We start from the raw sequence: 13,892 nt of genomic DNA on the forward strand, positions 1-13,892 counted from the left end.
TCGCGAATGCCGCCTCCCATTGGATCCTCCCGGGAACAGGCCAAGTGAATAACGGCACTCTCGGTACTTTGTTCCCGGCCCGACGACAGCCGCTTCCTTCATGCCGGGGTGTTTCCGTTGGCGAAACCGCTGGCGGTCGTCGCCCTCATTGATGCGCGGCAGCAAGATCCTTCACGTGACGTTCGTGCATTTGCAGCACTGGCAGCGTCTTTTTGGCAAATTCCTTCATCGCCGGATCGTCGCCGGAATTTGCGTAAGCGGAAAACAGCGCCACCGCTTCCTTATGCGCCTGGGTCTGCATGTCGATGTATTTCGATTGGAAGCTGTCCCCGCTGGCCTCCTTGAGTTGGTCGAGCAGCGCCTGGTGCTTGGTGTCCAGCGGCGGGCCGGCCGGCGCGGTGGCCGAAGTCGTCTGACCCTTGCTGAGCGCCGCCTTGAACTCCTCGTCGGCCTTGGTGTGGTCCGTGACCATTTGCGCCGCGAAGGCTTTTACGTCGTCGGCCTTCGCCTGCGTCTGCGCAAGTCGGCTCGATTCGATTTCGAATGTATTGGCGATGGGCACCGTCTTGACGAACGTCGCAGTGTCAACCTTGCTCATGGTGTCGGTCGTTAGAGGCGTCAGCGTCGCCGATTGGGCAAAAGCAACCAAAGGCGCGCCGGCCATCATCGCTGCCGCAGTGATGGATAGAAGTGTTTTCATGGGAGCTCTCCGAGGCTGATGTCATCCCTCGATGGCTCAACGCGGAAGCTGCGGCGAGGTTGCCTGGTCGTGGCGCCAGAGCCGCCGCGACGCCAGACAATAGTTTGGAAACGCAAAACAAAGAACGCCGGCTGCGTCCCGCAAATCGCAACGCACGCGGCGAGATCGTACGGAATCGCACAAGCTCTTTCGCTTTGCCGCAGTCTTGCTATCGTCGGTCGGGAGAGATGGGTGGAGGCTTCCGTGGGGCAGATCAAGTCGCCGCTAGGAATCGGTATTGATACCGACGCTGCCGTTCATACCGTCATGGCCGACTACCATTCCGGCGACATTCTCTCGACCACCGTCGTCATAGCCGATTTGCGCAGACGCTTTCCCTGGTTCCGGCAAACCGACGAGGAGCTGGTTGGCTTTATCGTTCGCGCGCTGGACGGTCGGGAGATCGCCGTCAGCTTCGAACACCGCGGCCGATAGGCGCTAATTTGCGGCAAAAACCAACAGGCCGCGGAGCCTATGCTCCGCGGCCTGGTCAGGCTGTGATCACCGGGCGCTTACTTGCCGCAGTGGTTGTCGTTCACTGTCGGAGCCATCGTGCCAGGAGCCTTGCCGGTCGCATCGGGCAGAGCCCCCTGCGGGCCTGGCGGGCAATTCCGGTCGGCATTCGAATTCGTCGTTGAGAAATCGCGAATGCTGTTGGTGATGGTCGAATCCGTGCCGGTGTCCGGGCCGCCATTATTCGGGACTACGATCGTCCGCCCGCTGCCGTCGGTAGCGTCTCCGGAGGGATCGCCGACGTTCTGGGCCATCGCTGACGTGGCCAGACCGATCGTAAGCGCGGAAGCTGCGAGAATTTTCGTGAGCATGATGCTTCTCCTTTTACGAGGGTCGTCGCGTTGCGACTACGAAAACAACCGTTCGGGCGGGCGAAGGTTCCGACAAATTCCCCATGAATTTCAGCATCTTCTCAGGTGTTCAAGGCGGCCGCCATGCCATTCTCCGCCGGCATGCATCTGTGGACTTTTCTGACGGCACGGCCCGGCATTTTGCTTGCCGCATGAGTGTACGCCTTACCGTCCCGCCGGAACAGGAATGCTTCTTGCGAGTTCATACCTTTGTACAATGCGACGCGCTGATGCGAATGGCGGCAGCGCAAACAAGGAGAGCAGACATCATGGGCCTTGGAACCATTCTCATCATCATCTTGGTCCTTGCCTTGCTTGGCGGCTTCAGCGGCTTGGGCGGCGGACCGTTCTATGGCACCGGCTATTACGGTGGTGGCGGCCTCGGCCTGGTGCTGCTTATCGTCATTATCCTGGTCCTGCTTGGGCGCATTTGATGCATGTCGCGCAAAAGCATGCCCTCGGGCTTGACCCGAGGGTGTGCAGCGGTTTTGTGATAACGACATGCATAAAACAGGAACCTAAAGTGCGTCGCATTAGGCCGGTCAAGCGCGACACGCGTTAGTGTCACGCTCGCGACAAAAACGCCTGCCGCTTGGTAATAAGCGCCGGGCGTTTTGTCGTGAAAAGACAAGATTTCCAAGTATCCTTGGCAAACCGGGACCCTGGCTAGAAAGGGCGACTCGGTGCCGAACCTTTCGGCGCCGAGGACGCCACCATAGCAGCAGCTTAGTGTTGGCGATCGGCGGCCAGCGCTTCTTTCAGATCGGCGCTGAGCACACCCTCGTTGAACAGCGACATGATACGGGCTGCCAACCGCTCGCGGACAGGACTGTCGTCCGCAACACCCAACTCGCGGCAGCAGTCGTCGAGCGCTTTTCTCAGCACGCTCAGTTCGGCTGGAGTTGCTGCACCTTGCATCGACATGCCATCCTCCCTTGAAAAGGGCGAAAGCGCGAAGCGTCTTTCAAGCGTCCACTCGCCATGCCTGTGTGAACGCCTCCAATTCAATTAGCGCCGCTCTCGTCCAAACTCAATGTACAGAAATTACCAAGCAGACAGTTTGGGAACGACTGTCTCGCACCTGCATTGTTGCTGCGATCCAACCCACCCTCATTTGGATCACTGGGCGTAGCCCACGACGCCCGAATGGAGCCCGTTGCATCCCTCGCGACGGGCTCTTTCGAGTTCGGCGATCTCAATTGTCGTTTTCGTACGAAACCGTCTTTGGTACGTTTTCAACACTAACTTTCAGTCGGATGTTTTCGTAGGCAAGCGGCAGGAGAACTGCCGTGTATCGATTCATTTTTTTATTTAGTAGGCTCCATACCTTTCAGTGCTTATATAAGCGCTATCGTTCGCAGGTTATACCGGGCGCGGACGGCTGGGAGATAGAAAAGCTCTTGCCCTGTTTTGGGCCCAGCTATGTCTGATCCAGCAACTTCCAATAAGAATCCATATTCCAATAAAAATCCATACAAAAACAAGCTGTTGCGCCGAATGAGCGCCGGCGATTTCGCATCTCTCGAGCCGCACATCGGGCGCTGTTCGCTGGAGTTACGGCAATCGCTCGAAGTGTCCGGGTCGCCGATCGAGGCCATCTATTTCCTCGAGGAGGGTATCGGTTCCGTGGTTGCGAAAATGCCGAACGGCAGCGATGCGGAAGTCGGCCTTGTCGGCTTGGAAGGTATGACCGGCTCGGCCCTGATAATGGGCGACGACCGTACGGTCCATGATTGCTATGTGCAGCTGGCGGGAGAAGCCGCCAAGATCGACGCCGAGCCGTTCAAAGCGGCGCTGACACAAAGTCCGACGCTGCGGCTGTTCTTGCTGCGCTACGTGCAATATCTGCATGTACAGACTGGCTTTACCGCGCTGATCAACGCGCGATCGAAACTTGAAGACCGGCTGGCGCGCTGGCTGCTCATGTGTGACGATCGGGTGGACGGCGGCCGGCTGACGATCACTCACGAATTCCTGTCGATCATGCTTGGCGTAAGGCGCCCGGGTGTCACGGTCGCGCTGCAGCTGCTTGAGGGGCGAGGGCTCATCCGGTCCCGCCGCGGCGAAATTATCATCCGCGACCGCGATGGTCTCGTCGCACTGGCAGATGGCGGCTACGGCTTGGCCGAGGCCGAATACATCCGCCTGGTCGAGCATATCGGCGAGCGCTGACGGCGCTTTCCTCGCCGATTGCTGCCGCAGGTCGAGGCCCTTGCGACACCACACGCGGGTTCGGAAAAATTTTCAAAGCTCCCGTCGCGTCAGGGAACTTGTTTCCCGTCGGAGGGTTATCGGACGCCTCCACTTTGCGAGGCGGCACCAACCATTCGGGAGAGGATCATGGCGACCACGAAAAAGGCCGCGAAGGCGGCAAGCAAGGGCCTTGAGGATCTGTTCCTCGACGGGCTCAAAGACCTCTACTACGCCGAGAAGAAGATACTGAAAGCGCTGCCCAAAATGGCCAAGGGCGCGGAGTCGGAAGAAGTGACCGCCGCTTTCGAGAAACACCGCATGGAAACCGAAGGACATGTCGACCGCCTCGAGGAGGTGTTCGAGAAATTCGGCAAGCCGGCCCGCGGCAAAACCTGTCCGGCGATTGACGGCATCATCGAAGAGGGCTCGGAAATGCTCGAGGAGTATAATGGTGCTCCCGCGCTCGACGCCGGGCTTGTCGGTGCGGCGCAAGCTGTCGAACATTACGAGATCGCTCGCTACGGCACTTTGATCGCGTGGGCGGAAGAACTTGGCAAGAGCGACGTTGTCGAGCTGCTCAGGGCAACTCTCAAGGAAGAGGTCGCGACCGACGAAGCGCTTTCCAAGCTCGGCGAAAGCGGTGTCAACGAACGCGCAATGCAAGAAGCCGCTTGATTTCAAAACCGCAACCGAGCCTCGGAAATGTTGCCAAGGCTCGGTTGGCCGCGGCGGTAGAGCGGGCAGCTGGAGTCTTGAAGCGGTGCCTCGGAGCGGACTTACTCGATCTGCTCGAACGTGCATTGCCGGGGCTCCTTGTCCGGCCGCCAGCGCAACAGCTTTGTCCCGTGCCGGAACCGGTCCCCTGTCACATGGTCGAACCGAACCTCGACCACCAGTTCAGGCTTTATCGGTTCCCATTGTCCGCTCCGCTCCGTGCTCCAGCGGCTTGGTCCGCCCGGCGCCTTGCCGGTGAAACCCGGTTTGGCCCGCAGCTTTTCCAACCGTCTGGTCAGTGCCGCCCTGTCGTCCTTGCCGATGGTCGAGGTGAACCCGACATGGTCCAGCCTGCCTTCGTTATTGTAGAGGCCAAGCAGCAGGGATCCGACTTCGTTGCTGCCGGCGAGATAGCGAAAGCCGCCGACCACGCAATCCGCAGTGCGTAGTCGCTTGACCTTGACCATGGCGCGCTCGCCGGGCCGGTATGGCCCGGCGATCAGTTTTGCAACAACACCGTCGGTGGAGCCGTAGCCGGCGCCCTGCAGCCAGCGCTCGGCGGTGGCGGCGTCGTGCGTATATTTGGACAGGTGCAGTTCGGGCCGTGCCGCCGTCGCGACAAAGGCCTCAATCGCCTGCCTCCTGGTGGTGAGAGGCTCTTCGATGATGATCCTGCCGCCGGGTTCGGCCAGCATATCGAACAGGACCAGCATGGCAGGCGTCTCGAGGCTCAACTTGCGGATCCTGCTTTCGGCGGGATGAAGGCGCATTTGCAGGGCCTCGAACGAGGACGATCCGTCGACCTCGATGACGATCTCGCCGTCGGCAACAAACCGTCGCGAGCTCACATCGCGCAGCACCGCGACCAGTTCGGGAAAATAGCGGCCAAGCGGCTTGCCCGATTTTGCTCGCAGGTCGACGGCATCGTCGCCCTTGAACGCGAGGCAGCGAAACCCGTCCCATTTCGGCTCGTATTGCCAAAGCCCGTCGCCGCCAGGAATTGCATCGGCGGCTTTGGCTTCCATCGGACGAAGGTCGAGCGGCAACGGAAATGCGGTCATGGCTGGTCAGTGCCGCCGCTATGCCATTCGCTACCGCCGTCGGCCATTCCTCTGTGCCCCGCTTTGCCGCCTCGGCGCCTTGCGGCCGGCTTGGTCGGCCGAAGGCGACAGCGGATCGACCTCGCCGGACCCACCGATCTCCTTGGTGATGCGATAGGCCAGATAAGCGACGGCTCCAGCAAGCAGCAAGCGGACCATGACTGCAAATCCTTCGTTGGCGTGAACCCACCAACCCGCAGGCCGAAGGTTTTGTTCCGCCGCCGCCCATCGCCGGGGTGAATCGTCGGCGGCGCAACCAAAATCCAGGCGCATCGTTTGTTGCTTATCGACGAAAAGAATTTGCGATGAAGACGCTCTTGCCCTTGTTCGCTTTGACCATGGCGCTATTCCTGGCCAGCAGCGCCTGGCCCGACGGGTGACCGCAATGCTCCTCGTTGTTCCGGTTTGGCAGGACATCGCAGCACGACTACTTCTGACCGCGCTCGCCGGCCTGTTGATAGGCCTCAACCGGGAGGCGCGGGGGCACGCGGCGGGGCTACGCACCACCGTGCTGGTCGGGTTGGCGGCCGCCATCGCAATGGTCCAGGCCAGCATTCTGCTGGGAACCGTTGGCAAGCACCCGGATTCGTTTGCATCGATGGACGTCTTGCGCTTTCCGCTGGGCGTGCTGACCGGGGTCGGCTTTATCGGCGGTGGCGCCATTCTTCGCCGTGGCAGTCTTGTCAGCGGCGTCACCACGGCGGCCACATTGTGGGTGATGACGGCGATCGGATTGGCTTTCGGTGGTGGCCAATACGGCTTGGGCGCGGCCGGCACCGCACTGACGCTGGCCACCTTGCTCGTCCTGAAATGGGTGGATCTTCGAATTTCGCGCGAACACCACGCCCAGTTGGCAGTGACCTGGAAGGCCGCAGCCCGACAGGAACTCGATACGATGATCGGGCCGCTTGGCTACCGGGCACGCCTCGTCGCGATAGAGAGGCGCCCGGATATCAAAGACCCTGTTTTCTCGTTCGAGATCAGTTGGAGGCGGCCGGACAGTGGCGCACCCCCAATAGATCTGCTGGAATCGGTGGGCGAGCATTGCGAGATCCAGAAGTTTGATCTCCTCAGCGAACCTGCCCGCTAGCTGGCGGCTTGCAACGATCGCGGCCTGAATCAGGCCATAGCTTCTCCACACCCCTTTCGATACCTATCTGTCGAGGCAGGACTCAAGGAGCAAGCAAAAGACCGTGGCACAGCGATCGGGAAGTGCTGATCTCCCACTTCACGGCGGGCGCGTACCGAAATGGCTTGGCGACCGCATGACGCGGCTTGGCGCGGTCATGTGCGAGGCGATCATCCACCATTACGGCCGCGATGAATTGCTGCGCCGGCTGGCGCATCCGTTCTGGTTCCAGTCTTTTGGCGCCGTGATGGGGATGGACTGGCACTCTTCCGGCATCACCACCAGCGTCGTCGGAGCGTTGAAGCGCGGTCTGTCGCCACTTTCCGGCGAACTCGGCATCCACGTTTGCGGCGGCCGCGGCGCGCATTCGCGCAAGACCCCGCATGAGCTCGCCCTGATCGGCGAGCGTGTCGGTCTCGACGGGCAAGGCCTCGCGACTGCCAGCCGGCTTGTCGCCAAGGTGGACAGCGCCGCGGTCCAGGACGGTTTCGATCTCTATCTGCACGGCTTTATCGTCACCGACGACGGCAAGTGGGTGGTGGTGCAGCAAGGCATGAACGGCGACAGCAAGGTGGCGCGCCGCTATCACTGGCTGTCCGAGGGCCTGAAGAGCTTTGTCGACCAGCCGCATGCCGCCATCGAGGGCGCCAATCAGGGCGAGATCGTCAACCTGACCGACCGCCGCGCCGAAGCGTCGCGCCAGGGACAACTGGACCTTCTGCACGACCTTGGACCGGATCGCATCGTGAGGGAACTTGCCGCTTTGGAGCGGGGTTCGGCGCCAGCGCCGGAGCCGGAACAAAAGCTGCTGCCGCATCTGGTGATGCCGGCGCACCACGATGTACGCGAAAGCGATGTCGTCATGCGCCGCCTGCACGGCAACATCGCCGCGGCGGCCGAGCGCGGCCCGACGGATTTCGCCGAGCTTCTCCTGGTTCCCAATGTCGGCGCGCGCACGGTGCGGGCGCTGGCGTTGGTCGCCGAAGTCGTGCATGGCGCGCCGTGCCGTTTTTCCGATCCAGGACGCTTCTCGCTGGCGCATGGCGGCAAGGACAGGCACCCGTTCCCTGTGCCGCTGAAGGTCTATGACGAGACGATCGGCGTGCTGAAGTCGGCTGTCCACAAGGCCAGGCTCGGCCGTGACGAAGAGATCGGCGCCTTGCGGCGGCTGGACGACCAGTCGCGGCAGGTCGAGCGCTATGTCACCGGCCCAAGCCTGAAGGAAATCGTCGCCGGGGAGTTCGAGCAATCGCATCTGCTCGGCGGCCGCAGCGTCTTCGGTTGGGAGGGTGTACCCGAAACGGCCGCAGTCAAATCAACGAAGTGATCGGCTCGGATCAAGGCTCCAAGTCGATCAGGGCGACGCCGAGTTCGGGACGATGCCTGCGGCGCAGATGGCCAGGCGTCTCCACCAATGTGACCTCGAGCGTCGGCCGCACGATGCCGTCCAGCAGATGGCCACCCCTCGTGGTGCCGTCACTCAATCCAAGGACTGCGTGGACGTGCAGGCTGGGCCTGCCGTCGTCGCCGATGGCAACATCGCCGATCGCGCTCAGCACTTCGCACTGTTCCTGGATGGGGATTTTCCGGTAGGTCCTTTCTCCAGGGTCGAACCAGCCGACGGTTGCCCTTTCGAAAGCGCCGAGCGCAGTCAGCGACGCGCCGCCGACGCCACGCTCGACCGCAAACGACGTCAGCTGCGCAAACGCCTCTTCGCCGGGATCAAGCACAACCACAAACGTTCTCTGCCCGGCGCTTTCGGCAACAAGTCGTGATTTCATGATTTCGCTCCAGCCGTCAGGAATTCAAACCCACCACACCAGCAATGCCAGAAAGACGAGACCCACCAGGCCGGCGATGAAAATGATCCGGCGCGCCCGCGTCCGCAGGATGATCTCGCCCTGCCGCGCCTGCTCCGCCGAAAAGACAGGACCATTCTTGTCCGGGTCGCTGCTCATCCATCGTCTCTTTCCGGGGCAATTGTTCGGCATTGATTGGATCTGGCGCCCGATAGAACACAATTTCGTTTGGCGGATGAGGTTCCACGGCTGGGCGCCGTTTGCATCTATTCCTTTGGCGCGGTGGCGGGCGCGGTATAGCGGCGGCGCACTGCGTCCAGGATGTGGTTGCGGCTCTCCTGCGCCGAAAGTGTGCCGTCTTTCTCCGCCTCCGCGGTCTCGCGCGCCAGTTCCTTGTCCCTGATCTGGTGGCGAAACCATTCGGAATAGTCGCCGGCGCGCAGATGATGTTCCCAGGTCCTGTCGTCGATGCCCTCGGCGATCTGGGCGAAAATCATCAGATTATGGGCGCGGAGATTCATTGCATTGTCGGGGCCGCGGAAATAGAAGCTGCCCTTCTCGTCGAGCTGGCCCTCGGCATATTTGCGGCTGTGGCGCTTGAGCGACTGCCGCGGCTCGATCGGCTCGACCATGGCAGGTTTCTTGTGCGCCTGCGGCCGCCAGAACAGCACGCGCTGGTCTTTTGGAGAGCTCAGATCCTTGTCCTTTGGCGGTTCGGTGCCGGTCTCGCGGCAGAACGTCTTGATGACCTTTTTTGCCTTGGGGCCGAGTGCGATGACGGCGGTGACCAGCCGCAACGCATCGGTTGAGATCGCATCCGGATGAACCGTGATCAGGATCGTGCCGGGCAATTCCATCGCCAGCACCATCGGGGTATCGTCGCGCCGCTTCGGCAGGAGGTGATGCGCCTCGTCGATGATCAGCCAGTGCGGTCGTGCCGTACGGAAACGAAGACTGCCAAGGCCCGGCAGCAGGTCGGCAAAGAAGTCCGGCCGCTCGTTGACACGCAGCGCCAGGCCATTGACGACAAGATTGTTGTCGGGCTTCTCCAGGAGATCGAGCAATTGCGTTTTCGTCGGCGCGTTCGAGCCGTCGCCCAGCCGGACCGCGCCTTCGAGGCCATCGTAGTCGCCTTCCGGATCGAAGATGCAGAACTGGAACTTTCTCTCGACGAAGCGCTCCGTCAGTGCGGTCGCCAGGGTCGATTTGCCGATGCCGGAGCTCCCGGCGATCAGCACCGTATCGGTTGGCGACAGATGCACCTCCTTGCCGTCCTCCGAGCCAAGCACAATGCCGTCGCGGCTCGGCACAAGCTCGCGATCGCGCTCCACCACCTTTGCGATCAGTTCCTCGACGCCTTTTCCGCGCGCGCCCCGTGTCACGAGATCCGCCGTTTCCTTGACTGCCGGCAGTGCGTTGTCGACGGCGACGCTGAACCCGCAGGCGCGCAGGAAGGCGTGGTCGTTTTCGGCGTCGCCGACACCGACGACGTTGTGCGGCGACAATCTGAGGTCCTGAAGCGCGGCTGTCAGGCCGGTCGCCTTGTTGATGCCGCTGGGCAGGATCATCACCGCGCCCTTGTTGAAGATGATTTCCAGCTCCAGCCCCAATTTCTTGATCACCTCGAGCGCGGTAGCCTGATGCGGTTCCCAGGTTGCGACGATCGAGCGTCCGACCGAAAGCGGTTTGACACCGCGTTTCCTGAGTTTGGCGATGAGCTCGGGGGCGGGCGGCGGAGATATCGTCCGCTCCTCCTCGCTGGCCGGCGTGTAGATCAACGCGCCGTTTTCGGCGACGACCTTGTCGAAGATCGCGACTTCGGGAAAGACGCGTTTGAGGTCGGGCAGCTCGCGCCCGGTGACGAGAATGAGTTTGCGGCCGCTCTTCTTGAAGCGTTCAAGCGCCGCAAGCGTCTTCTCGGCAACGATCCCCTCATGCGCCAGCGTGCCGTCATAGTCAGTGGCCAGGGCAATGAAATACATGCCGTCAGTAGCCGCCCACGATCGGCAATATCTCGCCGGTGATATAGCTCGAGCAGTGCGGCGAGGCGAGGAACACGTAGGCCGGCGCGATCTCCTCCGGCTGGGCCGGCCGTTTCATCGGCGTATCGGCGCCAAATTTCGAAACATCGCCGGCTTCCTTGTCCGAGGGGTTGAGCGGCGTCCAAACCGGGCCTGGCGCCACGGCGTTGACCCTTATGCCCCTGTCGACAAGGTTGCCCGAGAGCGCGCGGGTGAAGGCATGAATGCCGCCCTTGGTCATGGAGTAATCGACCAGTTGCTTCGAGCCATCGATGCCGGTCACGGAGCCGGTATTGATGATTGCCGAACCGGGCTTCATGTGCGGTACCGCCTCCTGCGCCATGTGGAAATAGCCGTAGAGGTTGGTCTTCAGCGTCGTGTCGAAATGCTCCTCGGTCAGCTCGCTGAAATCGCTGGAGTGGATCTGGAAAGCGGCGTTGTTGACCAGCACGTCGATGCGCCCAAACTCCTGCACGATCTCAGCCACCGCGTTGTGGCAGTGGTCGCGTTCGCTGACATCGGCCTTGATCAGGATGCAGCGCCGGCCTTCGGCTTCGACGGCCCTTTTGGTCTCTTCGGCGTCCTTGTCCTCCGAGAGATAGACGATCGCCACATCGGCGCCTTCACGCGCATAGAGCACGGCCACCGCACGGCCGATGCCTGAATCGCCGCCGGTAATGACGGCCACTTTGCCGTCGAGCTTTTTTGATCCGATATAAAATGGCGCATCATAAAGCGGCGCCGGCTCGATCGCCCATTCATGCCCCGGCTTCGGCTGGTGCTGCTCGGGGAAGGGCGGCTCGGGATATTTGCGGGCGCCGGCCTGCATGGCGCCTTTTTGCTTGCCATTGGATTTGGACTTGTCCTTCTCGTCGATACGGCGCTGGATATGCCGCTGCTTGGCGGCCTCGCCGGCGATTTCCGATTTCATCTGCATGGTCATCTCCCTGGCTTGAAACCCAACAACGCATGTCCGGCGAAAAGGTTTATGCCATGGCGTCATTCCTTCAGTCCGGAGCGGATCGTGCGAAGTCTGAGCCACGGCAACCCGCTGCAGTACGAACCCGCTGAAAATGCCCAGGAGATTGCGGCGTCCTCAGCGGCGCATTTGTTCGGCCCGCCCTGAATCACAGATTGTTCTGCAGTATCGCCCGACCGCTGGCTCCAGCCGTCCTATTCATGTCGCTGCCCTTGCCATTGAGTTGCCTGGCCTCGTCCTCGGCTGCGTCTTCGAGCTTGGCGACGAGCAGATCCTTGAGGTCGCCAACCTCTTCCTCGATGTCTTCGATGGGTACCCCGGCGTTGGCCGCCTCTTGCTTGCATTCCCTGGCGAGGATTTCCGCCTCCTTTTCAAGCCTGATCGGAGGCGGCGGCACATGAACGTTTTCGTGAATCCAGTCCTGCAAGAATTCTATCGCATTAGCACTCATGGTGCTCACCTGTAGCGGCAAACTGTAGTGTCATTAACGTACGTGCTGCAAAATGGATGCTTGGCAACGCCGAATTTCAAACAGCGATACTTAACGATAGCGTGATCGCCAAAGAGCTAGAGCTTTGCAGTCAAGCGAAATCATTTGGCGTCGCAGAATGCCGCTAACCAGACATTTGGGGCGGCGTGTAATTTGCAGGCATCTCGCCCTAAGACGCGTTGCGCCGTCGCGCCGGTGTTGCGCGGTTCGGGTCGCCTGACGGCCGAACATCGTCACCTGCGGTAGATCGTGTCGGCGGCTCAGCGACACGGTCGGCGCGCATTTTGCGTTTATGCGCCATCCAGAACGGCAAGAGCTCGGCAAGAAAACTGTATAGCGTGGTCTTCATCGGCATGCTCCGGACCGGATTACAACTCGTGATCCCGCATTTCCGTTCCGACAAAGAGTCGCGTTCCGACAAATCCGTCACTTCTACAATTGCGATTCGATCGGCAGGCACCCAACCAGTGCTGCAATGATGCGCCGATAGAGACTGGCCTCCGGTTCATGCGAATATTGCCGCATCTCGCCATCCGCCAAGCCGAGCCACCGCAAGGCGCCTTTGTCCAGGATCAGCTGGTAGCTCGTCTGCGGTGACTTTTCGTGCTCGAACAGCCGGCGCAACTCCATTACCAGATTGATATCGTGGAAAAGTACGCCCATTTCCGCATTTAACGACACCGAACGCGGATCGAAATTGAAGGAACCGACAAACCCCAGCGTGTCGTCGACCGTAAAGGCCTTGGTATGCAGGCTGGCTCCCTTTGAGCCGAAAACGGAGATGTTGGCCTGGCGGTCGAAGGGCTGCAATTCGAAAAGCTGGATACCTTTTTTAAGCAGCTTGCGGCGGTATTTGGCATAGGCGCCGTGCACGGCGGCGACGTCCGTCGCGGCGAGCGAGTTGGTCAGGATTGCAACCTCGGCGCCACGGTCCACCAGCTTCGACAGGATGGCCAACCCGGTGCGGCTGGGGATGAAATAGGGCGAGACAATTTCGAGGCGCTGCCTGGTCGCCGCGATAGCGGGAAGCAGCTCCTTTGTCAGCCAGTTCCTGCGCCTCTTGCCGCGCACCTTTTCCGGCGGATCGGAAATGACGCGAACGCCTTTCGTCCAGCAGACGTCGCTGTGCGCTACAATGAACTCCGTGATCGTGCGCCAGGCACGCAGGCTGTTCAAAAGCTGGCCGTCCGCGGTCGCATCGAGATTGTCTAGGAAATCGGCGCGCGAGCCCGCTGCAGCCGGGTTGAGCAGTTCGATCGGCTTTGCCGCCTCGCAACTCCAGAACGCCTCGAAGATCTGCATCGTCTGCCCTACGGCAGGACCGAGAAGCAACAGGTCGAGATCGCGAAAATTCGTCTCCGCAGCGTCGAAATAGGCATCGCCGATGTTCCTTCCGCCGACGATGGCCAGGCTCCCGTCGGCGATCCAGGCCTTGTTGTGCATGCGGCGGGTCATCGCAAACAGCCGGGCGACCATCTCCAGCGAGCGAAAGATGCTGCCGTTCCTCATGCCGCTGGGGTTGAACAGCCTCAGCTCGATGTTCTTGTAGCTGTTGAGCGCCAGGTAAGCGGCGTCGCTGTTGCGCGGATTTATATCGTCCAGCAGCAGGCGGACGCGGACACCGCGCTCCGCCGCCTTGACGACCTCCTGCATCAGCAGCCGGCCGCTATGGTCGTCGTGCCAGAGATAGTACATCAGGTCGAGGCTGCTTGTGGCACTGCGCGCAGCAAGGATTCGCGCGGCAAACGCGTCATAATTGTCGGCGATCAGCAGCAACCCGCTATTGCCGGCCGCGATCTTGTCCCGGGCAAACCGCGAAATGGCTGTATCCATCAAGTGCACCGGCAAACATCAGCGAAGCAAAC

General features: G+C 61.1%; 17 protein-coding genes. 6 read left to right on the plus strand and 11 right to left on the minus strand.

Annotated features, from left to right (window positions below; genetic code table 11):
• Window positions 1-145: 145 nt before the first annotated feature.
• Window positions 146-700: a DUF4142 domain-containing protein gene (locus tag NKH98_RS07730; RefSeq protein ID WP_352507057.1), complete on the minus strand. Its 555-nt coding sequence runs from the start codon at window positions 698-700 to the stop codon at window positions 146-148.
• Window positions 701-931: 231 nt separating this feature from the next.
• Between NKH98_RS07730 and NKH98_RS07735 the strand changes: the two genes are divergently transcribed.
• Window positions 932-1,174 carry a hypothetical protein gene (locus NKH98_RS07735; protein WP_352897514.1) on the plus strand — a complete coding sequence of 81 codons (243 nt, stop codon included), beginning with the start codon at window positions 932-934 and terminating at the stop codon, window positions 1,172-1,174.
• A gap of 77 nt (window positions 1,175-1,251) precedes the next feature.
• Here NKH98_RS07735 and NKH98_RS07740 read toward each other — a convergent pair whose 3' ends face one another.
• Window positions 1,252-1,563: a hypothetical protein gene (locus NKH98_RS07740; RefSeq protein ID WP_352647970.1), complete on the minus strand. Its 312-nt coding sequence runs from the start codon at window positions 1,561-1,563 to the stop codon at window positions 1,252-1,254.
• Window positions 1,564-1,871: 308 nt separating this feature from the next.
• On the opposite strand from NKH98_RS07740, the gene NKH98_RS07745 reads away from it, so the two are divergent.
• A complete protein-coding gene (locus NKH98_RS07745) occupies window positions 1,872-2,036 on the plus strand; it encodes a DUF3309 family protein (protein WP_023677107.1) in 165 nt (54 codons plus the stop codon).
• Between the two features lie 292 nt (window positions 2,037-2,328).
• On the opposite strand, the gene NKH98_RS07750 is transcribed toward NKH98_RS07745, so the two are convergent.
• Window positions 2,329-2,526, minus strand: a complete 198-nt coding sequence (locus NKH98_RS07750; RefSeq protein ID WP_254815757.1) for a hypothetical protein — start codon at window positions 2,524-2,526, stop codon at window positions 2,329-2,331.
• Window positions 2,527-3,024: 498 nt separating this feature from the next.
• Between NKH98_RS07750 and NKH98_RS07755 the strand changes: the two genes are divergently transcribed.
• Together NKH98_RS07755 and NKH98_RS07760 are read left to right on the plus strand one after the other, a co-directional pair.
• Window positions 3,025-3,774: a Crp/Fnr family transcriptional regulator gene (locus tag NKH98_RS07755; protein ID WP_502894212.1), complete on the plus strand. Its 750-nt coding sequence runs from the start codon at window positions 3,025-3,027 to the stop codon at window positions 3,772-3,774.
• 168 nt (window positions 3,775-3,942) lie between these two features.
• Window positions 3,943-4,470 (plus strand): YciE/YciF ferroxidase family protein, encoded by a 528-nt coding sequence (locus tag NKH98_RS07760; RefSeq protein WP_254815759.1) that lies wholly within the window; start codon window positions 3,943-3,945, stop codon window positions 4,468-4,470.
• Between the two features lie 101 nt (window positions 4,471-4,571).
• Here NKH98_RS07760 and NKH98_RS07765 read toward each other — a convergent pair whose 3' ends face one another.
• Together NKH98_RS07765 and NKH98_RS07770 are read right to left on the minus strand one after the other, a co-directional pair.
• Window positions 4,572-5,570, minus strand: a complete 999-nt coding sequence (locus tag NKH98_RS07765) for an ATP-dependent DNA ligase (RefSeq protein WP_352897520.1) — start codon at window positions 5,568-5,570, stop codon at window positions 4,572-4,574.
• A 30-nt stretch (window positions 5,571-5,600) separates the two neighbouring features.
• Entirely contained in the window at window positions 5,601-5,768 is a 168-nt protein-coding gene (locus NKH98_RS07770) for a hypothetical protein (RefSeq protein WP_254815761.1), read from the minus strand.
• Window positions 5,769-5,994: 226 nt separating this feature from the next.
• Here NKH98_RS07770 and NKH98_RS07775 point away from each other — a divergent pair, with 226 nt between their 5' ends.
• Complete coding sequence (locus NKH98_RS07775; protein ID WP_352897521.1) at window positions 5,995-6,699, plus strand: MgtC/SapB family protein; 705 nt, start codon at window positions 5,995-5,997, stop codon at window positions 6,697-6,699.
• A gap of 103 nt (window positions 6,700-6,802) precedes the next feature.
• Window positions 6,803-8,065, plus strand: coding sequence for a DUF763 domain-containing protein (locus NKH98_RS07780; protein WP_352897522.1), 1,263 nt, complete (start codon window positions 6,803-6,805; stop codon window positions 8,063-8,065).
• Window positions 8,066-8,075: 10 nt separating this feature from the next.
• On the opposite strand, the gene NKH98_RS07785 is transcribed toward NKH98_RS07780, so the two are convergent.
• The 6 genes from NKH98_RS07785 to NKH98_RS07810 all read right to left on the minus strand — a co-directional run bounded on the left by NKH98_RS07785 (window position 8,076) and on the right by NKH98_RS07810 (window position 13,860).
• Window positions 8,076-8,519, minus strand: a complete 444-nt coding sequence (locus tag NKH98_RS07785; protein ID WP_352897523.1) for a PPC domain-containing DNA-binding protein — start codon at window positions 8,517-8,519, stop codon at window positions 8,076-8,078.
• Window positions 8,520-8,543: 24 nt separating this feature from the next.
• Window positions 8,544-8,696 carry a peptide ABC transporter permease gene (locus NKH98_RS07790; RefSeq protein WP_254815765.1) on the minus strand — a complete coding sequence of 51 codons (153 nt, stop codon included), beginning with the start codon at window positions 8,694-8,696 and terminating at the stop codon, window positions 8,544-8,546.
• Window positions 8,697-8,803: 107 nt separating this feature from the next.
• On the minus strand, window positions 8,804-10,519 hold the full coding sequence (locus NKH98_RS07795) for an HAD family hydrolase (RefSeq protein ID WP_352897524.1): 1,716 nt from the start codon (window positions 10,517-10,519) through the stop codon (window positions 8,804-8,806).
• 4 nt (window positions 10,520-10,523) lie between these two features.
• Window positions 10,524-11,495: an SDR family oxidoreductase gene (locus NKH98_RS07800; protein WP_352897525.1), complete on the minus strand. Its 972-nt coding sequence runs from the start codon at window positions 11,493-11,495 to the stop codon at window positions 10,524-10,526.
• Between the two features lie 190 nt (window positions 11,496-11,685).
• Window positions 11,686-11,988 carry a hypothetical protein gene (locus tag NKH98_RS07805; RefSeq protein WP_352897526.1) on the minus strand — a complete coding sequence of 101 codons (303 nt, stop codon included), beginning with the start codon at window positions 11,986-11,988 and terminating at the stop codon, window positions 11,686-11,688.
• 471 nt (window positions 11,989-12,459) lie between these two features.
• Window positions 12,460-13,860 carry a phospholipase D family protein gene (locus NKH98_RS07810; protein ID WP_352897528.1) on the minus strand — a complete coding sequence of 467 codons (1,401 nt, stop codon included), beginning with the start codon at window positions 13,858-13,860 and terminating at the stop codon, window positions 12,460-12,462.
• Window positions 13,861-13,892: the final 32 nt, after the last annotated feature.

This window comes from Mesorhizobium sp. M0833 (assembly GCF_040319905.1).
In the GTDB taxonomy this organism is placed as follows: domain Bacteria; phylum Pseudomonadota; class Alphaproteobacteria; order Rhizobiales; family Rhizobiaceae; genus Mesorhizobium.